This is a genomic window from uncultured Arcanobacterium sp., assembly GCF_947253055.1.
GTDB lineage: Bacteria > Actinomycetota > Actinomycetes > Actinomycetales > Actinomycetaceae > Arcanobacterium_A.
Map to the genome: position 1 here is coordinate 1 of NZ_CAMXYE010000002.1, position 23,508 is coordinate 23,508.

At 49.1% G+C, this 23,508-nt stretch carries 18 protein-coding genes and 1 tRNA gene; 3 read left to right on the forward strand and 16 right to left on the reverse strand.

Annotation, left to right across the window (positions count from 1 at the left end):
• Nucleotides 1–241: 241 nt before the first annotated feature.
• The 6 genes from mfd to Q0X35_RS00300 all read right to left on the reverse strand — a co-directional run bounded on the left by mfd (nt 242) and on the right by Q0X35_RS00300 (nt 7,667).
• A complete protein-coding gene (mfd, locus tag Q0X35_RS00275) occupies nt 242–3,802 on the reverse strand; it encodes a transcription-repair coupling factor (RefSeq protein ID WP_297564283.1) in 3,561 nt (1,186 codons plus the stop codon).
• Between the two features lie 116 nt (nt 3,803–3,918).
• Nucleotides 3,919–4,506 (reverse strand): aminoacyl-tRNA hydrolase, encoded by a 588-nt coding sequence (gene pth, locus Q0X35_RS00280; RefSeq protein ID WP_297564284.1) that lies wholly within the window; start codon nt 4,504–4,506, stop codon nt 3,919–3,921.
• Nucleotides 4,507–4,598: 92 nt separating this feature from the next.
• Nucleotides 4,599–5,210: a 50S ribosomal protein L25/general stress protein Ctc gene (locus Q0X35_RS00285; RefSeq protein ID WP_297564285.1), complete on the reverse strand. Its 612-nt coding sequence runs from the start codon at nt 5,208–5,210 to the stop codon at nt 4,599–4,601.
• A gap of 256 nt (nt 5,211–5,466) precedes the next feature.
• The gene (locus Q0X35_RS00290; RefSeq protein ID WP_297564287.1) at nt 5,467–6,447 is read right to left on the reverse strand and encodes a ribose-phosphate diphosphokinase; all 981 of its coding nucleotides are present in this window, start codon (nt 6,445–6,447) and stop codon (nt 5,467–5,469) included.
• Between the two features lie 67 nt (nt 6,448–6,514).
• Nucleotides 6,515–7,564, reverse strand: coding sequence for an NTP transferase domain-containing protein (locus Q0X35_RS00295; protein WP_297564289.1), 1,050 nt, complete (start codon nt 7,562–7,564; stop codon nt 6,515–6,517).
• 32 nt (nt 7,565–7,596) lie between these two features.
• Nucleotides 7,597–7,667: transfer RNA gene (locus tag Q0X35_RS00300), tRNA-Gln, on the reverse strand.
• Between the two features lie 190 nt (nt 7,668–7,857).
• Here Q0X35_RS00300 and Q0X35_RS00305 point away from each other — a divergent pair.
• Complete coding sequence (locus Q0X35_RS00305; RefSeq protein ID WP_297564291.1) at nt 7,858–8,838, forward strand: ABC transporter ATP-binding protein; 981 nt, start codon at nt 7,858–7,860, stop codon at nt 8,836–8,838.
• A complete protein-coding gene (locus tag Q0X35_RS00310) occupies nt 8,838–10,040 on the forward strand; it encodes an ABC transporter permease (protein WP_297564292.1) in 1,203 nt (400 codons plus the stop codon). Before Q0X35_RS00305 ends, Q0X35_RS00310 begins: the two co-directional genes overlap by 1 nt.
• A gap of 47 nt (nt 10,041–10,087) precedes the next feature.
• Here the strand turns inward: Q0X35_RS00310 and Q0X35_RS00315 are convergent, their stop codons facing one another.
• The 7 genes from Q0X35_RS00315 to Q0X35_RS00345 all read right to left on the reverse strand — a co-directional run bounded on the left by Q0X35_RS00315 (nt 10,088) and on the right by Q0X35_RS00345 (nt 16,825).
• On the reverse strand, nt 10,088–11,977 hold the full coding sequence (locus tag Q0X35_RS00315; protein WP_297564293.1) for an ABC-F family ATP-binding cassette domain-containing protein: 1,890 nt from the start codon (nt 11,975–11,977) through the stop codon (nt 10,088–10,090).
• Nucleotides 11,978–11,986: 9 nt separating this feature from the next.
• Entirely contained in the window at nt 11,987–12,880 is an 894-nt protein-coding gene (locus Q0X35_RS00320) for a 4-(cytidine 5'-diphospho)-2-C-methyl-D-erythritol kinase (RefSeq protein ID WP_297564295.1), read from the reverse strand.
• Nucleotides 12,881–13,107: 227 nt separating this feature from the next.
• Nucleotides 13,108–13,386, reverse strand: coding sequence for a type II toxin-antitoxin system YafQ family toxin (locus tag Q0X35_RS00325; RefSeq protein WP_297564298.1), 279 nt, complete (start codon nt 13,384–13,386; stop codon nt 13,108–13,110).
• Complete coding sequence (locus tag Q0X35_RS00330) at nt 13,386–13,661, reverse strand: type II toxin-antitoxin system RelB/DinJ family antitoxin (RefSeq protein WP_297564299.1); 276 nt, start codon at nt 13,659–13,661, stop codon at nt 13,386–13,388. Before Q0X35_RS00330 ends, Q0X35_RS00325 begins: the two co-directional genes overlap by 1 nt.
• Before the next feature lie 46 nt (nt 13,662–13,707).
• The gene (gene rsmA, locus Q0X35_RS00335; RefSeq protein ID WP_297564301.1) at nt 13,708–14,619 is read right to left on the reverse strand and encodes a 16S rRNA (adenine(1518)-N(6)/adenine(1519)-N(6))-dimethyltransferase RsmA; all 912 of its coding nucleotides are present in this window, start codon (nt 14,617–14,619) and stop codon (nt 13,708–13,710) included.
• 136 nt (nt 14,620–14,755) lie between these two features.
• Entirely contained in the window at nt 14,756–15,778 is a 1,023-nt protein-coding gene (locus Q0X35_RS00340; RefSeq protein WP_297564302.1) for a DUF5692 family protein, read from the reverse strand.
• Nucleotides 15,779–15,781: 3 nt separating this feature from the next.
• Nucleotides 15,782–16,825, reverse strand: a complete 1,044-nt coding sequence (locus tag Q0X35_RS00345; protein WP_297564303.1) for a hypothetical protein — start codon at nt 16,823–16,825, stop codon at nt 15,782–15,784.
• Between the two features lie 187 nt (nt 16,826–17,012).
• On the opposite strand from Q0X35_RS00345, the gene Q0X35_RS00350 reads away from it, so the two are divergent.
• A complete protein-coding gene (locus Q0X35_RS00350; protein ID WP_297564306.1) occupies nt 17,013–18,356 on the forward strand; it encodes a DUF5692 family protein in 1,344 nt (447 codons plus the stop codon).
• 488 nt (nt 18,357–18,844) lie between these two features.
• Here the strand turns inward: Q0X35_RS00350 and Q0X35_RS00355 are convergent, their stop codons facing one another.
• The 3 genes from Q0X35_RS00355 to Q0X35_RS00365 are packed head-to-tail and all read right to left on the reverse strand — an operon-like array spanning nt 18,845 to nt 23,349.
• Nucleotides 18,845–21,055 carry a bifunctional UDP-sugar hydrolase/5'-nucleotidase gene (locus Q0X35_RS00355; RefSeq protein ID WP_297564309.1) on the reverse strand — a complete coding sequence of 737 codons (2,211 nt, stop codon included), beginning with the start codon at nt 21,053–21,055 and terminating at the stop codon, nt 18,845–18,847.
• A gap of 15 nt (nt 21,056–21,070) precedes the next feature.
• A complete protein-coding gene (locus Q0X35_RS00360) occupies nt 21,071–21,907 on the reverse strand; it encodes a purine-nucleoside phosphorylase (protein WP_297564311.1) in 837 nt (278 codons plus the stop codon).
• Between the two features lie 14 nt (nt 21,908–21,921).
• A complete protein-coding gene (locus tag Q0X35_RS00365; protein ID WP_297564314.1) occupies nt 21,922–23,349 on the reverse strand; it encodes a cytosine permease in 1,428 nt (475 codons plus the stop codon).
• Between the last annotated feature and the right edge of the window lie 159 nt (nt 23,350–23,508).

Genomic DNA, 23,508 nt, shown 5'->3' on the forward strand with positions numbered 1-23,508 from the left:
GGACTCCTTAAAGTAGGTGGACACAACCAAGCTGCTTACCACCCCGGCGGGGCAGCAGAGCCACTAGCGGCTCCTCGCGCTTCTGCGCTACACAGCTATATTCTATTATCCTACTAAATAGAAAAAATTGGTATCTCTAGCGGTCTTTTGCGCAGTAATGTTCTAGTTCCCACACTCTGCGCCCACCTAGTTGCTTATTTTGCTGCAGCCGCGCGCTCCCTAGTTCGCAACCTAGTGCTCCCTATTCTGCTATTAATATCGCATGTAAAAACTGGGCAGCGTAATCCATTATTTCTTCATTTTCAAAAAGGTGCGGCTCCGCATCTAATTCGCGCACCTCGGGGAGCGGCACTAGCACTACCCGCACTGCCGTCTTCACTATTGCCTTAGGGTAGAGCCGCTTTAAACGTGCCTGGCGAAAATCACTTAAGACTATGGGCGCGAAGCGCAAATTATTGCCGCGCAAGGCAATTTCTTCCACTCCGGCTTCTTTCGCTAATTCGCGCAGCTCCACCAAGGAAAAAAGCCGCTGCACTGCCAATGGCAATGCTCCGTATCGATCCTCTAGCTCTTCGCGCACATTTTCGCGCGCTGCAGCACTATCCGTATGGGCAATTTTGCTATAGATTTCCAGCCGCAATCGCTCCGCCGCTACCCAGCTTTCCGGCACATAGGCTTCTACCGGCAGCTCGATTCGAATATCGCGCTCCACCGCCGCCGCTTTTTTCTGCCCAGTAAGTTGCGCTACTGCTTCGGAAACTAAACGAATATAGAGATCGAAACCGACGCCGGCAATATGCCCCGACTGCTGACCTCCCAATAAATTGCCCGCACCCCGAATCTCTAAATCTTTTAGCGCTACCTGGAATCCGGCGCCTAGTTCCGTATGGGTGGCAATAGTGCGCAATCTTTCTAAAGAAGTCTCCGTCAGAGAGGTATCCGGCGGATAGAGGAAATAAGCATAAGCTCTTTCTCTTCCTCTTCCCACGCGCCCCCGCAGCTGATGCAACTGCGAAAGCCCAAATTTATGAGCGTTTTCTACGATGAGAGTATTGGCATTGGAGATATCTAAACCTGTTTCCACAATAGTGGTGCACACCAGCACGTCAATTTCTTTGTACCAAAACTTTTGAATCACTTCTTCCAGCTGATACTCGCTCATTTTCCCGTGTGCCACTCCGATACGCGCCTCGGGAATCAGCTCCGCCAATTTACTCGCCGTCTTATTAATACTCTGCACCCGGTTGTGAATATAGAACACTTGCCCCGAACGCAGTAGCTCCCGCCGAATCGCTGCTTTTATTTGCTTAAAATCTTGCACTCCCACATAAGTCAAAATGGGATGGCGCTCTTCCGGTGGGGTGGCCAAAGTAGACATTTGCCGAATTCCAGTGACGGCCATTTCCAAAGTGCGCGGAATCGGAGTGGCTGACATTGCCAAGACGTCTACCGCCGGATAGAGCTGCTGCAGGGTCTCTTTATGCTCTACCCCGAAACGCTGCTCTTCGTCAATAATCACCAATCCCAAATCCTTAAAACGCACATCTCCCGTAAGTAACTTATGGGTACCTATCACCACATCTACTTTTCCACTGTGCAGACCAGCCTTTATTTCGGCACTTTCTTTTTCACTTTGAAAACGTGAAAGGGCTTCTACGTGCAAGGGGAATCCCGCATAGCGCTCCCGGAAAGTTTCTAAATGCTGCTGCACCAACAGAGTGGTGGGCACCAATATAGCCACCTGTTTACCGTCTTGTACGGCTTTAAAAGCAGCGCGCACAGCAATTTCCGTCTTGCCGTACCCCACATCTCCAGATATGAGCCTATCCATCGGCTCAAGAGATTCCATATCTCGCTTTACTTCTTCAATCGCCTGCAACTGATCGGGAGTTTCTACGAATTCAAAGGCCTCTTCTAGTTCTTGCTGCCAAGGAGTATCGGGGCTGAAAGCGTAGCCACGCGTGGCACGCCGCTGCGCATAAAGGCGAATCAACTCTTTAGCTATTTCTCGCACGGCCGCTTTCGCGCGCGCCTTCGTCTTCTTCCAATCCGTGCCGCCCATTTTACTGAGCTTGGGCTTTTCCCCACCGGTATACTTACTCACCAAATCCAGCTGATTAGTGGGAACCCACAGTTGATCGCGCGGCCCACCTCGCGTAGAAGCAGCGTATTCCAACACCACATATTCTCGCAAAGGTCCGTCACCGCCGATTGCCCGCTTCACTAATTTTTGGAATTGTCCGACGCCGTGATACTCATGCACCACATAATCTCCCGGATGCAGGGTGAGCGGATCTACCGATTTTTTCCGCCGCGCCGGCAGAGCCCGCCGGCCAGTTTTTCTATCGCGGAAGCGGGAAATTAAATCATCCCCCGTGATAAGGGCAAAACGATTCGTTTCCGCCACCCAGCCGGTGTGCCCGGGAGCCAGCACGATATGTACTATTCCGGGAGTTATTTCTCCTAAATCTTTTTCTAGGCGCGCCGGAATCTCTGCTTCGGCCAGCTGCTCGAATAGCCGCTTCCCCAGACCTTTGCTCTCTACACTCAGCACTATCTGCCACTGCGCGCGCGTTTTTTCTCGTAATTCTTGAAAAGCAGCCTCCACTTTTCCCGAAAAATTCTTTACTTCGCGCAGTGCCAATTGATTGAGAGCCGCTCCCGCGAGCCCTCCTAGCTCCCACCACGCCAAGTGACGCTGCTGTGCCAACTCCTCTACTTTTTCTAAAGTCCAAAAAGAGGCGTTATCTACCTCTATAGGGAGTTCTCCGCCGGCAGCTGCCGCCGCCCACGCAGCAGTCAAAAATTCCGCTGTGGTATCTAGAAGTGACTGCGCGTGTCCCGCCGTGCGCTCTGGCTCTAGCACTAAAATCCGGCTGTCCGCTGGCAGCTCTGCTACTACGGAAATTAATTTATCCGTGAGCACCGCCAGCAGTGATTCCATCCCTTCGACGGCGATTCCCGAGGCGATTTTATCTAGCATATCTACCGCACCCGGCAATTTTTCCATTGCCTGTGCCGCACGCGAGCGCACCTCGTCGGTAAGTAAAATTTCTCGGCAGGGCGGGGCATATAGCTCTGCTACTTGCTCTAAAGAACGCTGATCACTTACGGAAAAGCTCCTAATATCTTCTACTTCGTCGCCAAAAAAATCTATTCGCAGCGGATGTGCTTCCGCCGGCGGAAAGATATCGATAATACCACCGCGAACGGCGAATTGCCCGCGCTCTTCCACCATATCTACATGTGTATAAGCCGCATTCACTAGATCTTCCTGCAGCTGGCCTAAATCGCAGTGATCGCCAATTTTTAGCCGCAGCGGGTGCATCTGCCCCAGCCCCGCCGCAATCGGCTGCAACAGCGCCCGCACCGGCATAATCAATACGCGCAGCGGCGGAAATTCTTCGGGATGGGCCAGCCGGCGCAATAGGCGCAAACGGCGCGCCACCGTATCGGCGCGCGGAGAGAGCCGCTCGTGGGGGAGTGTCTCCCAAGCTGGAAAAATATCGATTGCCGCCGGAGGTAAATAGGCACTTAGAGCGGTCTTCAATTCTTCTGCTTCATACTCAGCTGGAGTAATTACTACCTGTAAGGGAGGCTCGGCGCTAGTTTCGGCGTTAGGCTCGGCGCTAGTTTCGGCGTTAGGCTCGGCGCTATTTTCAGCAGTGTTTTCAGCGGCCGCCAGTTTAGCTATTACTGCCGGAAAGGCACCCCGCGGCATACCTATTTGCGCCGGAGCAGCTGCCGCATTTTCTAAAAGTTCAGCCGGCGCTAAGAATTGTAAAAGCGGAGTTAAAATCATTTGCCACTCTCTGCCAATTTGCTCTTCTCTGCCGATTTTTATCTGCTCGAACTGCCTATATCTTACTAACTAGCGAGCAAGTTGCTATTTTATTAACTGCGCCAGCCACTATTATCTCACTGCGCGGTATGGAGGCGCAGCTGCGCCGCCTCTAAACCAGCGCGAAATACATCTTCCACTGCATCTGCAGCCTCAGAAATAAGCAAATCTAGCTCTGCTTGCTCCGCGCGAGAGAATTTTCCTAATACGTAATCTGCCGGATCCTGGCGCCCGGGCGGGCGACCGATTCCAAAGCGCAGCCGCATATAGTTTTTTTCTCCCAGCGACTGCGTAATCGATTTCAGACCATTATGACCGCCGCTGCCACCGCCTCGTTTTAAGCGCAGCCGCCCGAAAGCCAGATCTAAATCGTCGTGAATCACCAACAAATTTTCCGACTTTTCCGAAAAATAGCTGAGCAAAGATTTTACCGGCCCGCCCGATATGTTCATAAAAGAAGTAGTGACGGCGTAGAGCACTGGCACTCCTGCGCAGCCGGGCGCGGCTCCTAAACGCACCGAAGCATTCCGGGTAGAAGTGGGGCGCTGCAGGGTGAGATTCGCGCCGGCGCGGCGCACTAATTCTTCAATCACCATGTGCCCGATATTGTGCCGCGTGAGTTCGTATTGCTCACCTGGATTCCCCAGGCCTACTGCGATATACACCTACACCTCTTTTTGCCTATTTTCTTTTCGCTATTTCAACTTTGGGGGTCAATCTTCCGATTAACCCCCAAAGTTAAATTTTTCAGTTTCTCTTACTCTGCAGCTTCTTCTGCTGCTGGTTCTTCCGCCGCTTCTTCAGTAGCTTCTTCTGCAGCGGGCAACTCTTCCGCAGCCGGTACAGCAATAGTCACTACCGTAGTATCGGGATCTTCCATCGCTTCCACATTGGCGGGGAATTCCACATCGGCGAGGCGGATGACGGTGCCATCTTCGGCTCCCTCCACATTGATGGTAATAGCTTCGGGAATAGCCGTGGCCGGAGCCATTAGCAATACATTCAGTAAATCCACCGTAGCGATAGCAGCGCCAAAAGGCTCTCCCTCTACCACTACCGGAACTTCCACTTCCACCTTCTGATCTGCCTTTACGCGCAGCAAATCGATGTGCTCAATAATGCGCGAAAGTGGGTTACGCTGAATATCTTTCACCAGCGCCAACTGCTCTTTACCATCTAATTCAATTTTAATTAGCGCATTTGCATTGCCCCGCACTTCGAGGAAAATATCATGCGCATCAAAATGAATATGCGCGGGGGCTTCACCAAATCCGTATACTACAGCCGGGGTACGCCCGGCGGCACGCAAGCGGCGCGAAGCACCTTTGCCAAATTCAGTGCGAGTGCTTGCACAAACTACGTCTGCCATTTTTGCTCCTTCATAGTACTTTACAGACGCCTCACTGCGGAGGCCTGATCTTATGAGAAGGGCAGACCCGCCGCGTCGATCACGGAAAGCTATTTCGCTATCCCTCGCCGAGGCAGTAAAAATTCTACGGCTCCTCACGCCAAAAAGAAAGCGCGCCGGAAAAGCTCACATTTCTACGTAGTTTCTATGCGCCCAACGCCCAGCGCCCAGCGTCAAATATGTCTCCCGCGTCAAATCAAACTGCCAGCAGCTCACCCTAGAAAGCGCCGTCAAAAAGGGAAGTGACGGAACCGTCGTTAAAGACTTCTTTTATTGCATTGGCCAGCACCGGAGCGATGCGCAAAATAGTTAGCTGGGCAAAGCGCTTATCTACTCCAATAGGTAAAGTATCGGTGACTATCACTTCGCGCACTCCACATTCGGCAAGCCGGCGCGAAGCTGGATGAGAAAGTACCCCGTGCGTAGCCGCTACGATTACATCTTTCGCCCCTGCTGCTAGGACTACCCCCACAGCTCCTTCAATTGTGCCGGCAGTATCGATTAAATCGTCTACTATTACCGCGGTACGCCCATTCACATCGCCCACTACTCGATTGGCGACTGCTTGGTTGGGGCGCGAAATATCTCGAGTCTTGTGCACAAAGGCCAAAGGCACTCCGCCGAGCCGCTTCCCCCACTGCTCAGCCACCTTTATGCGCCCAGCATCCGGAGATACGATTACCGCATTTTTAATATCTATCCGCGTGCGCACATATTCCACCAAGGTAGGCATCGCCCAAAGGTGATCCACCGGACCGTCGAAGAAGCCCTGCGTCTGTGCTGCGTGCAAATCTACCGACATAATCCGATTCGCACCTGCCGTCTTAAAGAGATTAGCCATAAGGCGCGCCGATATTGGTTCCCGCCCTTTATGCTTTTTATCTTGCCGAGCATAGGGATAGGAGGGAAGCACCACGGTAATTCGCTTTGCAGAAGCGCGCTTGGCGGCGTCCACCATAATAAGCGCCTCCACAATCCACTTATTCACCGGATCGGTTATCGACTGCATAATAAAGACGTCAGTACCGCGTACCGATTCATCGAAACGCACATAAATTTCGGAATTTGCAAAATCATAAGTGGTGACGGGAAGCAGGTCTATTCCTAATTCTTGCGCCACCTGTGCTGCCAATTCTGGATGAGCTCGCCCGGTAGCCAATACCAGATGCTTTCTACCGTTGGTATGCAATCCCGTCATAGCGCGTATTACTCCTCGTTCTGATGTTACGAATCAGTAAGCCGCACTCAGAGCGGCCTACTCCAGCCTACTCTGTTTGTCCTTTTATTATTGGCCTTTTCGAAGATAAGACCGTAAAAGGATTTACCTGGGTGTGCGGGGGAACTTCTACCGTATCCGCTACGGTGTAGGGAAGGTGGCAATAAGCTCCCACTTGCACATTACGCAAATCGCTACTCGGCCCTAACCGGCTAAACTCTGCCACTTGCGTATTTCCACGTAAAATCGTATTTGGTTCAATGCGTACATCAGGCGCTAGCTGCACCTGCACATCTATCCAAGTAGAAAGCGGATCTACTATCGATACTCCCGAGCGCATCCACTTATCGAGAATGCGCGCATTTTTCTCTTTCCGTAAACCAGCTAGCTGCACTAAATCGTTTACACCTTCGGCCTGCACTGAATCGGCCAATACATAGGAGCCGACGCCACACCCACTCGCAGCTGCCCGCGCTACCACATCCGTCAAGTACATTTCTCCTTGCGCATTATCAGTACCTAAAGTAGCTAGCGCCTCTCGCAGGAATGCAGCGTCAAATACATATGTAGAAGTAGCTATCTCGCAGATTTCTTTCTGCTCCACCGTGGCATCTTTTTCCTCGACGATGCCCACTATTTCTCCCGCTTCCCGCAGAATTCGCCCGTAACCGTGCGGATTTTCTACCACGGTAGAGAGCACCGTGACGGCTTTCCCGTTGTGCGCAGCGAGCAACTCCGCCAAGGCTTCGGTGCTGAACATCGGCGAATCACCCGCCAGAATTAGCACTGGCCCCTGTAAATCTGCGGCCAATGCTTGCATACCACACCAGGCAGCGCGCCCCGTACCTTTTACGGCATCTTGCTCTGCAATTATTCCCTGCGGAGCAATTTCCGCTATATGAGCAGCTACTTTTTCTTTTTCGTGGCGCACCACAAATACGCAAAAATCTGGATTTAAGCCGGCCACTGCCGCATATGCATGCCCAAGCAAACTCCGCCCACACATCTCTAGCAGCACTTTTGGAGTTTGAGATTTAATGCGGGTACCTTTGCCGGCAGCTAATATAATTGCTGCGCTAAGCGAATTTTCTGCTGCCACAACCCCTCCTGTAAAGCTGCTCGGCGGCTTCGCTCCGCCACTAGGACTCGAACCTAGACTGAGGGTTCCAAAGACCCGCGTGCTGCCATTACACCATGGCGGAATACTCTAGACATTCTGCCATCTCGGTTGGCGCATTGCCAATTAAATATTTATTTTTCGTAAATATGTGGGGTGAATCGCCCTATCTGAACTGCTGTGAGCCCTCCCACTCTCCGCTTATATTTTTCTCCCCCCCCTTATCCGTTAAAGTGGATGATGACTAGTGCACGCTAACTGTAGAAAGGCAGAAAATGGATACTGCCAATACGCTTACCGTAAATGATTTACATAAATCTTTCGGAAAAGTACAGGCCCTAAAAGGAATGAGTTTTACCGCCCAGAGCGGAGAATTATTTGGCTTCGTAGGAGCAAACGGAGCAGGAAAAACCACCACTATGCGCATCATCTTGGGCGTACTACAAGCCGATAGCGGCACCGCTTGCTTAGGTGGAAAAGAAATTACTTTTTCCCAGCGGCAAAATTTTGGCTACATGCCAGAAGAACGCGGGCTCTATCCCCGCATGAAAGTAGGCGAGCAAATTACCTATCTCGCACTCTTGCACGGACTCGATAAAAAAGCTGCCACTGCTGCCGCTCACTATTGGCTAGAGCGGCTCGGAGTGGCGGGGCGCTGGAACGACCAGGTGCAAGCGCTCTCTTTAGGTAATCAGCAGCGGGTACAACTAGCTGCCGCGCTCACACACGATCCACAAATTTTAGTGCTCGACGAGCCTTTTTCCGGCCTAGACCCACTAGCAGTGATGGAAATGACGCGAGTGCTGAAGGAGAAAGCCGCCGGCGGAGCTACCGTAATTTTTTCTTCCCACCAGCTAGATTTAGTGGAGCGGATTTGCGACCGAGTAGGAATTTGCACGGCTGGAAAGATAGTAGCCTCCGGCACGGTCGAAGAACTCCGCAGTGGGGAAAAGGCAATTTACGATATTGCTGTCAGCGATCCCGCGGCGCTAACTGCCGCCCTGCCGGGGCACGGAATAACCGAAGTGGCACAGCTTTCCGATGGGATACTACGCGTCACTCTTCCCGCCGCGATAACTGACCAAGAACTTCTCCACCTTTCCTTAGAGGCGGGTGCAGTACACAGTTTCGCTCCACACCGCCAACATCTCAATGAGCTATTTGCCAATGTGGTGCCGGAAAATAATCCCGCCCCCGCCGCTGGAGCGCAGCCGAATCAAAAATCTTCGTTTTTCCGCCGCTTAAGGAGAAAGTAATGCTTATCCATATTATTAAACGCGAATATATGATGCTGGTGCGCTCAAAAGCGCAAATCATCGGCACGCTTTTCTTAATCGTCCTCTTTTTAGCTGCGGGAGTAGTCGGAAAAATTCTCCTCAACTCCGCCGCCGCAGAAGCAGAAGCAGGAGCAGATTCTCCGCACGCAGTGATTGGGATAGCTCCGGAAATGCAAGAATATCAAGCTGCTTTCACCGCCGATGCAGTGTTCGCAGCGCAGATTCTCCCCAATGGCACCGCCCCCGCCACTTGGCTTAAGGAAGAAATAAAGCAAGCTGAAGGATCAGTCTTTGCGCTCGGGGGCACTCCGGAAAGCCCCCGCGTTTACCAGTATGAAAATGGTAGTAAAGATGAATACTTGGTGGAGCAGATTAAACAGCGCCTCTCCGGCACGCAGATTTCCCAACTCTCTCTAGATACCGCTGCTCAGGAACGCCTTTTCGCCAATGCTAATCCAGCTATAGAGATAGTAACGAATAGCGATGATACCAAGGCCAAAGACGACCCCGTGGGATATATAAGATTAATTGGTGTGACTATTCTGCTCCTTATGAGCATAATTACTGGCCTTAGCACTATTGCCAATGGAGTCGTAGAAGAAAAACAATCCCGCATAGTGGAGATTCTCCTCAGCACTATCCCGCCACGGCGTCTATTGCTCGGAAAGATACTGGGAATCGGCAGCTTCGTGCTCACGCAGATACTTCTCTACGCGCTGACTATTTTAGTGTCCTTAAAAATTGCGGGAATGCTGGGGATGGTACCGATTGGCTCCATACTTTTCTCCCTCTTCCTCTGGTCAACCATTGGCTTCTTAGTATTCACCTCTTTAAGTGGAGGACTGGCAGCCACCGTATCCCGCCAGGAAGATCTCCCCGCCGTCGTCAGCCCGCTTACTTTCAGCGCCATAATTCCTTTCTACGTCGGAATGTTTTTGGTACCCGCGCGTCCAGAGTGGATAGTGACGAAGCTTCTCTCCTATATCCCTGGTTTCTCATCTTTCTTAATTCCCGCCCGGCAAGCCTACGGAGGAATTAACACTTGGGAAATTACCTTGGCCGCTGGACTAGGAATTATTTCTATTCCGCTCTTAGCATCTCTCGCTGGCAAAATCTATGAACGCTCGATTCTGCACACCGGAAAACGCGTAAAAATTACCGAAGTTTTACGAGCTTCCTAAGTTTTAACTCCCTAAGCCTTCCGAGCTTCCTGAGCTTTACGAGCTTCCTAAGCTCCGCTAACTTCCTCTGCCCAGCTAGCCGCCGTTAGCCAAGCTTCTTCTTGCTCCGCTAACTCGGTTTCTACTTGCGCAATTTGCCGCCCAATCTCGGCCAATTCTGCATATTCTCCCGCGAGCGCCAACTGCGTCTGCCGTTCCCCTAGTTGCGTTTTCTCCTGCTGCAGCTTCTGCATTTTCCGCTCCGCCCGCGCCATCGCTTTGCGAGCCCGGCGTTCCTGCTCAGAGCTTGTGATCTGCTCACTAGTATTATCTGCCGCCGCAGCTTTATTCTCTCCGGATATCTTATGCTCCTCAGCTGCAGATTTAGCGGTCAGCAAATTTTCTGCCGCCACCTGTTCGGCTCGCAACTGCAGATATTGATCTACCCCGCCGGATAAATCGCGCACCGCTCCGTCAATCACCGCTATCTGCCTATCCGTCACTCGTTCTAAAAGATACCTATCGTGCGATACCACTACCAGCGTGCCCGGCCAAGAATCAAGTAAATCCTCTACCGCCGTTAGCGTATCAGTATCTAAATCGTTGGTGGGTTCGTCGAGCAGCAACACATTCGGCTCTCGCATAAGTAAACGCAGCAGCTGGAGACGGCGGCGCTCCCCACCGGAAAGTTCCGCCACCGGCGTCCAAGCTCGTTCCCGGGTAAATCCCAACATATCGAGAAGCTGGCTAGCTTTTAGCTCCCGTTTCCCCACCCGCACCACGCGCGCCACTTCTTCTACAGCAGGAAGCACTCTTTTCTGCTCTACCTCTGCTAGCTCGCACGTATGCTGAGAAAGGGTAGCTAAAGCTACCGTCTGCCCGATTTTCACTTTTCCCTGCTGTGGCTGCAAGGTGCCATTCATCAACCCGAGCAGCGAAGACTTACCGGCACCGTTTTTCCCTAAAATTCCGATGCGCTCTCCCGGCTTTAGCCGCAAAGTCACATCAGAGAGCACTTTTTGTGCAGATTCTGGCCAGGAAAAATCTACCGCCAGCAGGTCAATGACATCTTTACCCAACCGCGCCGTAGCCATTTTCGCCAATTCGAGGCTATCGCGCGGAGGAGGTTCTTCGGCGATTAACTCATTAGCAGCTTCCACCCGAAAGCGCGGCTTAGCAGTACGCGCCGGCACACCTCGGCGCAACCATGCCAATTCTTTGCGCAATAAATTACGCCGTTTTTCTTCCTGCACTCTTTCAATCCGCGCTCGCTCTGCACGCTGCAGAATATAGGCTGCATATCCCCCTTCATACTCGGCTACGGTGCCCGCTTGCGGATTTAAGCCACCCACGCCGTCATTTCCGGGAATCACCTCCCAGATGCGGCTACAAACTGCATCTAAGAACCATCTATCGTGTGTAATAACTACGAGAGCGCCCTTATGCGGCGGAAATTCTTGCTGCAGATAGTGGGCGAGAAAAGTGACGCCTTCGATATCTAAATGATTAGTCGGCTCATCGAGCACCAATACTTCCGCGGGTTTCACTAAGGTAGCCGCTAAATCCACCCGGCGGCGCTGGCCACCGGAAAGAGTGCTAATAGGGCGCTCCAAATCCACATCCGCCAGCAATCCCTGATGTAGGCGGCGAATACGCGGGTCAGATGCCCATTCGTAGACCTCTTTTCCAGGATGAATCACGCTCCCGGCCAGCTCCGTATCTGCTAAATTATCTTGCTGGTGCAAATAGGAAATTCGCGTAGCGCCCGCGCGGGTGACGCGGCCGCTATCCGCACGCAATTCGCCAGTAAGCATTTTTACCAAGGTGGATTTCCCGCCGCCATTCGGCCCCACCACCCCAATGTGGTCGCCATCTTGAAGGGAAAGATTGACGCCAGCCAGAATAGGGCGAGATCCCAGCGTGATAGCGAGATTATCCAGATCGAGAAGATGTGCCAAAGGGGCCTCTTATTTTTCTACTCGGCGAATATGGGCGCCGGCTACTGGCCCAATAGCTGCAAGAGCGGTACGAGAAGGGAACTTTTCCTGCATTTCTTGCGCAAGAGATTCTGCCGCTTCCGCGGCGCAGAAAATCGCAATCGTGGGGCCGGAGCCAGAGAGAATAGTTTTACCAGGAAATTCTGCTAATTCTGCGCAGATATCTGCAATATCCGCGCGGAGCGCCGCCGCCGGAGCTGCTAAATCGTTCACCATCTCTTGCGCTATAACGGAAAGATTGCTGCCGGTGAGCGCCTGGCAAAGTTGAGTGGTAGCAGGAGGATCTCCTGCCGCTGGGAACATCTCATCGAAACAGTGAAACACTTCGGGGGTGGAAAGCCCAGTAGCAGAAGTGAGAAATACCCAGCCATGCAAAGCTCCCGGATTAATAGATACGAGCTGCTCCCCGCGGGAAGTACCCCGCGCGATTCCTCCTAGCAAAGCAAAAGGCACATCTGAGCCTAATTCTCCAGCTAATTCCGCTAAACGGGAATCTGATAGCTCTAAATCCCAAAGCGTATTTAATGCTAAAAGTGCGGCGGCGGCATCTGCCGAACCGCCCGCCATTCCCCCGGCCACGGGAATACGCTTATGTACTTTTATATGAGCTCCCTGCTGAGTATTAGTTACTTTTTGCAGCAGATGTGCCGCTTTTATTACTAAATTGCTCTCATCTACTGGGAGATTCTCCCCCAGGCCGCTGATTTCTAGGCGTAAATCTGGAGCGAGATCCGCCTGTAAATCGTCAAAGATATCTACTGCTTCAAAGACAGTATCGAGATCGTGGTATCCATCTGGGCGGCGCGCACCTACGCGCAGTGCCAGATTTACTTTTGCCGGGGCAGAAACAAACACAGATTTCACGCCCCTATTTTATCGGGAAAGTGCCACTTTACAACTGCGCAGTGCAGCAAAGTGATTATCATACGACCCAGCACTATACGGCCTAGCATTTAATTATTGCAAAATACACCAGCTGATTACGCCGGGAGGTGGCAGTTAAATAGCTATTATTTGCATAAGTCTAGAGTGTTTACTTAATATCAAGGGCTTAATAGCTGGGTACGTTTTTGTGTACACAATTCTTATGTTTACATATCGAATAGGTCTGCATGCCTGCCCGTATCGATAAGAGTGAGAGTGAGAATATCGTCTTCTATTAGATAAATAAGCAACCAGTCCGGTTTAATGTGACACTCATGAAAACCGTTGAATTTTCCTTTTAGAATGTGGTCTCTGTATTTAGAATCAAGCGCAATACCCTGTCTTAGGTTATCTACCACTTCATCTAAAAGAGAAAGGTCAATTCCCCATTTAGCCATACGCTTATAGCTTTTCTTATAAGCGTTCGTAAACTTAACTTTATACATTAATCAGACAAAAGCGCTTTTTTTAACTCTTCCATAGAAGAATACGATGGCGTACTAGAATCTCTAGAAATTCTTCTAGCTTCTTCCATTGCGTCTAAAGTTTTTTGATTAAACTGTGGGACTTCTACTTTAAAAGGAAGACCTCGGTGCAGGATGCATTGGCGTAAGAACATATTCACGGCACTTGACATATCGATGCCGAGTTCGTTAAAGAGTTTATTTACTTCGGTTTTGACGTTGGCGTCTATACGAATTTGCGTAGGACTTGTTGCCATATATTAGCTCCCTTCAAGACGATTATGGTACAAATGGTATACGTTGTCAATCAAAATAACCAGACAACCCCTCATCGTGAGATGCGGCAGCCAGAGCAGCAAAATCCGCTATTTGCAGTTTTTCCCCGCGCCAGCGTGGGTCTAAACCCGCCGCGCGAATAATAGTTTCTGCCCGCGCAGCCGATCCAGCCCATGGCGTCAATGCAGCGCGGAGAGTTTTCCGCCGCTGGGAAAATGCCGCCTCTATAATGGCAAAAATTTCGGCTCGATCCCCGGGCAACGGCTCACTATGCCGCTGAAAATGCACCAAGAGCGAATCCACATTAGGGACTGGCCAGAATACTTGCCGGGAAATTTTACTTCCACGGCACATTGTGCCATACCAGGCAGATTTCACTGAAGGTACCCCATAGATACGCGAACCCGGTTGCGCCGTCAATCTTTCTGCCACTTCTGCCTGCACCATTACCGTGGCAGCTTGGAGAGAAGGGATATTTTCCAGAAGCGTGAGCAAAATCGGCACTGCTAAGTTATAAGGTAAATTTGCTACTAATTTCTGGGGAAAGAATACCTTTGCTGTACTAGCCGGCGGGCGCGGTAAATCAGTAGCTGCAGCTATTTCCAGCGCGTCTGCCTGCACTATTCCAAATCGCTGCACCGCGGCGGGCTGAAATTCTTGAACCGTGCGCGGCAGTTCCTGCGCGAGCGCTGCATCTATTTCTACTGCCGCTACCTGAGCTCCCGCCTCTAAGAGCGCCAAAGTCAAAGAACCGAGCCCGGGGCCGATTTCGAGAATCTTCTCTCCGGGCTGCACCGCGGCTTCGCGCACTATTTTCTGCACAGTAGTAGCAGAGTGCACAAAATTTTGCCCGCGCGCTTTGCTGGGATGAATTTGCAGCCGCTGCGCTATTTCCCGTATTTGCACTGGCCCTAATAAGCTACTCTTCTTATTTTCCACGTTTATATACTACCCGGGCGAGAAAAATTTTCCCCGCCAGCTGAGGAGCTGCTGGCGGGGAAATAGTTAGTGCAGCAGAGCGTACCAGGCTCTGTAGCGAAGATATCTAGCAATATTTAGTGCTATTTAGCGATATTTAGCGATATCCAGCCTCTTCTGCACTCTTACCCAAGCGGGCCGCAATTAGGTCTTGATCTTCTGGAGTGGCCAAATCGCGTACCCAAGCTTGGTAAGTCGGGGTATCGGAGTAAATTTCCTGCCGGAGAGGATTGCGCTTCAGCTTCACAATCCGGTACACATGGGAAATTATGAGCGCCATATTGGCGGCGAAGGAAAGTATCGCCACGATTAACATAGCGGTGGGGTTATGCGCACTTCTATGAGCGAACATCGAGGTGTGCATAAATGCGGGGAAGGTAAGCACTACTGCCGACCAGAAGGTGAGCGTATAAGCGCGATACTGAATCCATGCTCCGCGGCCAAGCTTCATAAAGGCGGGGATGGTACAAGCCAGTAGCAGCGCTACGCCGGAGTACCAAGCCCGATCAGCTAGGCAGTTGTATACATAGGAGAAGTTCCACAGGTCGTAGGCGATAATCCACCAAATTGTGAGGTCGCCCCAGACAATGGCTTTGCTTTTATCTTTCGCCACGAATATACCCATCCAACCGGCGATTGCCAGTAGATTCGCTATTCCGGCAATACCGTTGAGGATATTCCACGGCCCACCCCAAGTGACCATGCCTTGGGAGGGGTCTACTCCATGAATGAAGTAGCACTGGAAATCGCGCACCACTGCTTCGGCAATATTTACTGCCAATAGCAGCGGCGGTATGCAGAGGTACCAGCGCATCCGGCGGAGCTTTCCAAAATACTGCAAAGCTACCAGTGAGAGGCTGCCGATGAGAGCAGAGTACTGCTTCGCAATGGGGAACCAACCCGCCGAGTTAGTGCCGGCGGTCGAGTGTGGCCACCAGAAAATAGTCAATCCCACCGGAATAACTATGAAGACCATAATTGCCACAATTTTATTACGCTGTGCTAGCCATGCCGTCACTGCCAAAGCAGCAATTACAAATACCAGCATGGCGTAATCCCACCATTCTCCGCGTTCGAAGAAGAAAAAAGTAGGATAATCAGGAGGTACTATATTTCCCATTCTTTATTCGCCTGCCTCTTCTTTACCCCAGTTAGGTAAGTAGGTGCGTTCCATCTTTTGCCGAATCTGCTCTTCCCAAGAGAATTTCGGCTCTTTCCAGCCTACGAAGTACTCTTTATCTACTTCGTCGGCCCAAGGGCTATCTGGGCTGGTCGGTGGCCAATTCGGATCATCAGTGACAGGATCGCGAATTTCCTTTACCGCCGGGTTTTGCCGCCCGTAGCGGAACCACTGCGTATAGGTATCTTCAAAGAGCGGAGTGCCGTCATAGCGGCCAGCCGGAGTCTCCGAATTAAAGAAACGCCCGCCCAATATACCGCGCATAATCTTGCCAGTCCACTGCTCCTTCTTCCGGAATTCAGCTACGCGTTTTACGTAGATATTCTGCAGACGAGTCATGCAGCCGCCGATTAATTCAATATTTATCCAATTTATTACTTTGGGAAGCGGAGCATCGGGCTCATAACCAATCCGCCAGTGATTAATTAGCCGCGTACGCCCATCTTTCAGCGGAATTACATAGAAACACCACGCAGCCGCAAAGTGTTTCATAGTGGGATAACGGAAGGCATAGCTGCCGGGAGCTGCCGGCGGGCACTTGGTATCTACCCACTGTACTAAGTACTTACCAGGCACGATATCTGCCCATTCCATCGACATGCCGTGGAAATCAAATGCAGCAATATCTCCGGGCATCATGGAATCTGGCTGCTGGAATTCTTCCTGCATTTCATAACTATTAAAGAACGGCAGCCGCGCAAAAGTCCGCTCTAAGAATTCCGAGCTGAAAGAACCCGTTTTCTCCGCTCCGATCTGCTTAAATATACGCCAAACCGCATAGGCAGGAGCATCAATTGTAATAGCATATGTAGAGGAGTATGCGTTTTCATAATTGGCATCGATTAGATCGTCGCCCGGATATTTCCATTCCTGCTCTGCTTTAGTGGCTTTTCCAGTAAGCTGGCTAAAAGTGAACATTCCTGCTAAACCAGCAGCTCCTGCGCCTAAAGCAGCTTTAACTAGCTCACCTTTAAGTGACTTCGACATGAAGACTCCCTTATCCTCGTAATGAAATAAAATTTTTTCTCGCTACAAAAGAGCCAAAATCGCCACAATTTTTGCAACTTTTCTCTTTTGCTTTGAGATATCTTCCGACAGTAGCATATCTGTGTTAATATTTTGCCCAATTGAAAGATAATTTCTTTTAAAAACAATTTTTTACACAGGAGTGACGATGCAGTCTCTACTATTTTGGGAAATAGGTCCCCTGCATGTCTATCTAATCTGGGTACTCGTACTCACTTTGCAGATAGCAATTGCCGAAATAAACCGCCGCTGGAATTGGACGATTTTCGCCCTCTGGACAGTAGGCGGAATTGCCTTAATCCCTTACGCAATCAAGCATGCCATCCCCATCGTAGGCTGGTTCCCCTTCGGAAAATACTTCATCATGGTGCTCACCGCCACGATGACTGGCTTCTTGCTGGTATATGGTAAACGGAATCCCGTAAAGGCCCACCGCTACGCCATCTGGCTTGGAGTAGCTCTCTGGATTGGGCTAGCCGTAAATATTATGGAAGCCAATATCCGTGATATCACGATTTTCTTCCAGGCAGATACCTATTACTCCTGTGCAGCGAACCCCGCCTGTCTGGAACAAATAAATGCCACCCACGCCGCCGATATGATTGGCGGTCTACCCGAAGCGCGCGGCGTCACCGCTCCTCTGCATTCTCCAGAGTGGTACCAAGCAGTAGCCCAAAACTTTGCGGCCTCGCATGTAGGTATCGATCCGGCCACCGGCTTCCGTACTATCGGCGGATACTGGAATATCCTCTCGGCCATAGCCGGCGTACTAAACATCATCACCATTACCGGACTTGGCAAGATCTTCGTCACTTCGAACCCGAAGCAAAAGGTCAAAGGGCTGATTTGGGTAGATATGCTCTGGCCGTGGATCATCGCTTACGATTTGTGGAATCACGCCTTCCTCTACAATTCGCTGGCTGACTACACTTGGTACTGCACTTTCGCCCTCTTACTGGCCTGTACCATACCGGCTTTCACGTGGGCAAAGGGGCAGTGGATTTGGTTCCGGTGCTTCACCTTGATGTTCTGGATTGCCGCCAACAATATCTTGCCCACGTTGCTGGTACCGCCAGGGTATATGACGAATTTCGCCACTATGAATCCGACCGCCAATATCGTAGCGGCACTAGCGGCTCTCATCTCCAATGTGGCGCTCTTTATCTACTGGCTCTACAAGATAATCACCACTCGGCGCAATCCGCTCACTAATGCCCTCTTCTTCGAGATGAAGAGCTTCCGCAAGGTAGTGCGCGAGCATTGTGACGATCGAGATAAGTACTTCCTCACCGATATGATTCCGGAGACGCCGGAAGAGCTAGGCTTCGAACCGGAGAGCCCGACGCCGCCGGTCGATGGCTTCGTAGGAAATATGCCGTGGTGGAAGAAAGATAAGCGCTATCCAAAGGCACGCACTCCACTTTCCGCTGATCCACATCTGGTGGAAAAGGGAGTCAAAGAAACTGAGATACCGAAAACTACAGAGAATTAAAATACACCTTAAAAATAGGTAATCAAGCGGGGAGCGTCCTCTAGAGGACGCTCCCCTTCCTTATAACAATATAGGCTTCTCTTCTATCGTATAGCTAGATTTTAGTTTTACTGACTTCCAAATCTTTCCAAAATACGCCCCATTCAGCGGCGACTAATTCACACACAAGTTATAACTCTTTAAGCTACTGATTGCAGCACTCATGCTACCGAACAATACAGTCTAAATACATATTGCTCATTATCTACAATAAAGAGCATCTGTATATAAAGAACCCCGTAAAAAGGCTCTTAAAACATATTTTTAAATTACTTACGTCAATATCTATTCGCCTAAGATTAAATCTTCCAATATGAAAGTTAAATATGTTTATACAGTTACCCTTTTATATAGTGAAAAAAGACGAGCACCTAGCAAAAATGGTGGCAAGCCTCAAAAAGAACTTGCCACCACTTTTAATAACTAAAGAGCTTTAAACTAGCATAATTTTAATGCTTGTTTCGCACTGCTCCTATGCCGGCTACTCCTGCAGCCACAGCTAACAATGCTGCAATTCCTAGTTCAACATCACTTGCTCCCGTTTTCGCTAAAGCCTTAGGAGCTTTTGATTTCTGCTTCTCTACTGAAGGACAGCTTACATCTAAACCTAGGTTATGAGCGGCATTCACTAATTCGACACCACTCTCAGTTTCCACGGTCAGAGGTACATGCACTGATTTCCCAGCATTCCCACTACAGAATCCTGTTGCATCCAGTGTCACTGCCTGATTGGTATATCCCACGCCATCAGCTGTGACAATAGCTTGGTAATTAGCTGCATTTGCATCTTGCAATGTATTATTCACTGCCGCCTCTTGTACAGCATTTCCAAATTTCACTTTCACTTTCTGCACTGGATCAGCTCCCTGCGAGAAAGAAAGTCCACGAAGACTTACTTTCACCTGTGCATTATCCTTAGTTATTTTTTGCGCGGCAATATTTACTCCAATAGAAGATTTATGCGTCCGCGGCTGCACCTTCGGATTCTTTTGCAAATATTCTTCAAACCATTCCCGATCTAATTTCTTCGGAATTGTTTTTAAAGTAGCGGAAATACCCGGTTCCTGTAAAACTGTGAAAGAATCTCCACCAGCCATCAAGAAAGAGCTGCCCGCTACTGTATAGAGCTTATCAGCAACAATCGGTTTACCATCTATCAAAATAGAAGTGATGCGATCTCCACGATTTCGCGCTGGATCATAGGTATACTTTACATTCTGCGAGAAATTCAATTTCAAAAGTGGACGAGTAGATTTTTCACCTAGCTCCTTCCACTGCTGCTCTAATAATTCCTTGAACTTCGCACCAGTCATCTTCACATAACTAATCTCATTACTCCACGGCATCACTTTAAAAATATCGCCCACCGTGATTTTACCGGAACCGCTAGCTAGATCAGCACGCAAATCACCGGCAACTACCATTCCGATATCTATCGGGTTGCCCTCCAAATCCGGAAACGAATTTTTCATAACATCTCCGATTAAATCGCCAACTGTAGACTCCGTGCCCCGATTCTCTCCTGGCGTGACAGATCCATCTTTTACAGTTTCTTGTTTTCCACGATAAAATTCTCCAGCATCACTAGTTATCACCCGATTCTTAATTTGCTCGGAAGTGGCAACAGCTGCATCTACTACGGCCTTTACTTCTGGATCGTCACCACATTTTTGCACTTCTTTTGCCGTAATCTGTATCGCCTGGGAATCGATTACCTTCCCAGCTTTCTTATCATATTTAATTTGTAGATTAGAAAGATTGTCGGTAAATGAGCCGGAAGCAGTCGCAGAAAGAATATTTCCATCTGCACCTTTCACTTTCGTGAAATAGTAAGGCTTATGTGTATCTCCACCCATTAAACCATCTACATACTTCCCCATCTTTGGATACGACTGCTCCACATCGTTATCAAACATCGCGATAACAATATCGGCTTTTACTTTATCGGTAGTTAAACTTCCATCCGCCTGCGTGGCATAGCCACCAACCTCTTTCAGCTCTTGCGCTAATTTATTTATTACCGGCACCGGCTTATGGAAAGTAAGGGAATCTACTGTGCCCGGGAATAACTTAGTAGCCACATCGTCCTCGATAGCACCTATAAAAGCTACCTTCACTCCCGATGGCGATATCCACATTTTATAGTCTTCCAAGTAACCTTCCATACCTTTAATATTTGCACCAAGGTAAGGGAAGTTAAACTTACTGTACTTCGCCGTATCAGTTCCCTTGATACGCGCTTTCAATACATCTAACCCCTTATCGAATTCATGATTACCGATAGTAGAAGCAAAAACTCCCATCTTATTTAAAGCATCCACTGTAGGATTATCTTCCTGTGTACCTGAAGTAAAGGGAGAAGCTCCGATATTATCGCCTAAAAGCGTAAATTGAGAGTTAGGATTCGCCTTCCGAGCTTTGTTAATATAGCAAGCCATATGAGAAAGTCCAGCTTCTGAAGTATATTTATCGAATACCGGTTCAATGTGCCCATGAATATCAGTTAGATTATATAAATCCAAAGTCACGATATTATCATCTGCTGAATTCGGATCTGCAGATGCACCATTAACGGGATCGGCCAAAGCCATAGGAGCAAAAGCCATGCTCAGCATCGCACAGGCTCCTACTACACTGCTGATTCTTCTAATTTTTATCATCTGTAACCTCTTATTTTAAATAGTTTTTAGAATTTCGTAGATACAATTTTGCACATTTGGAATTGCTTCTCGTACTGCTCGTAGAACTTCTGTGTGTTCGGTAGGAGTATCACTGAATGAAAGATCTGATGTAACAGATACTCCGCATACTCGTACCCCTAATTGATGTAAGGCAATAGCTTCCAGAATTGTACTCATGCCCACCATGTCAATACCGTTATTACGCATCATTACTGACTCTGCATAAGTTTGGAATTCTGGACCCCGTAAAATTGCATATACTCCACGCCGTTGCGCATATTTCTCTATTTTACGTGTCAGTTCCTGATCCCAGAGTCGCATAATGTCTATGAAGACCGGAGCTGAAAAAGGCGAGGAACCCGAAAGATTAACATGATCCGTAATCGCCATCAATTCTCCTAGATGCCAGGAATTTAGACAACCACCGGCATTAGTCAGAAATGCTGCTTTCACTCCAGTCATTGCGGCAATCTGCGGTAAGTAACAAATCTCTTCCGGTGAATACCCCTCATAAAGATGAATTCGTCCCGTGCAAATCAGCACATTGTACAGCTGCCCATCCAGTTCTACCTGCACAGACACGATATCTTTTCCGTGCCCTTCTGCTGCAGGTTCTTTTGCCCAAGGCAAATCACGCACCGGAATTACCACTGCATCGCGTCCAAAACCCTTTACAGCATCTACTAAGCCAGATCCTAACACAACCAATAAATCATGGTGATTGCGCTGTGTTCTTTCTTGAATAAGCTGCACGCTAGAATTAATTTGCGCGATTTTTTCCGAATTGTACGGAAAGCAACACTCTAAAGCATTTTCTCTCGCATCAAACATAGAATAACCTTCACCTACTCCTGCTCTTGCTTACGTACACGCTTTCCGCAAATACCGTAGTAACCCAAGTAGCCGATAATCAGCGAAAGAATCACGCCAATATTACCGGCACCCCAGGCACCATCTTTCCCACCAATGAGTGGCAATAAATAACCTTGCCAGTTATTAAATTCTGCATCTGAAAAACCATTTACTACTAGGCCCCAGCCAATAAAACAGCAAATAGCTAAAATTACCAAGGAAATCGTATTATAGCTTCCATATTTACCACTTGACACAAACAGAGACTCCTCATCGTAATCTTTCTTACGCAAAGTAATATCTGCCATCATAATGCCAGTCCACGCAGCAAGTGGCACACCCAAAGTCACCAAGAATGACTGGAACGGACCGATGAATGTTGGAGAAAAGAAAGTAACGTATATGGTACCGCAGGTAAGAATAACTCCATCAATTAAGGAAGCAAGGGGACGCGGAATACGAATTCCTAAAGTAAGTAAAGTTAATCCAGAGGAATAAATACCATTAATAGCTCCCGATAACAGAGAAAGAATAGCGGTTAACAAGAACGGTACCAGGAACCAAGTTGGCAGGAGAGTAGCCAAAGCGCCCACTGGATCACCCCCAATTGCTTCCGCTAGTTCAGCGTCAGAACCAGCCAGCATCAAACCAAAGCTAATCAAAACTACTGGCCCGAGCGAACCACCAAAAGTGTTCCAGAAAACAATTTGACTACCTTTTGCTTCCCGACTCTGATAACGCGCCCAATCAGCAGCAATATTCACCCATCCTAGGCCCATACCGGTCATTACCATCACAAAAGCTCCTAACATAGCCGCAAAAGACCCCGATGGATGTGAGAGCAGAGCCGAAAAATTTATATGCGGAAATACCAAAAAAACGTAAATAATAGTGGTAATACCAGTTACCCAAGTTAGTACTGCTTGCATTTTCATAATGATGTGGTAACCAGCAACTGCTCCCAGCACAATCAAGGTAGCTACTATAGCAGCTGCAATCACTTTCACCGTAGTGGAATCATCTCCTGCCCATCCCAAACGTGCCAATACCGTATTAGTAGCAAGCACAGCAGTAATGGCCAGTGAAGTTTCCCAACCAATAGACGTAAGCCAAGAAATAACACCAGGAATTTTTGCTCCATTTACGCCGAATGCAGCACGAGACATAACCATGGTAGGCACGGAACCACGTTTACCGCCTAAAGCAATTACTCCACAGATAGCAAAAGAGAGAATTACTCCAATAATAGAGATGATTGTAGCTTGCAGAAAAGAAATTCCAAATCCAAAAATCCAAGCTCCATAGCTCATGCCAAACACAGAGATATTAGATGCAAACCAAGGAAGGAAAAGATTATGCGGCTTAGCGGTCCGCTCCTTGTCCTCAACTATCTCTATTCCAGTTATTTCAATATTTGCCATATTTATCCTCTTTAATAAATATCTAGAACTCGCAAAATATATCGAGTCCGCAGTTCGTTAGTTAAATTATCCGATAACTAATAGTACTTCCTAGTTACAAAATTAAACAAGGAATAACTTGTTTGTATACCCTATCTACACAGCATTTTCCGTTTACAA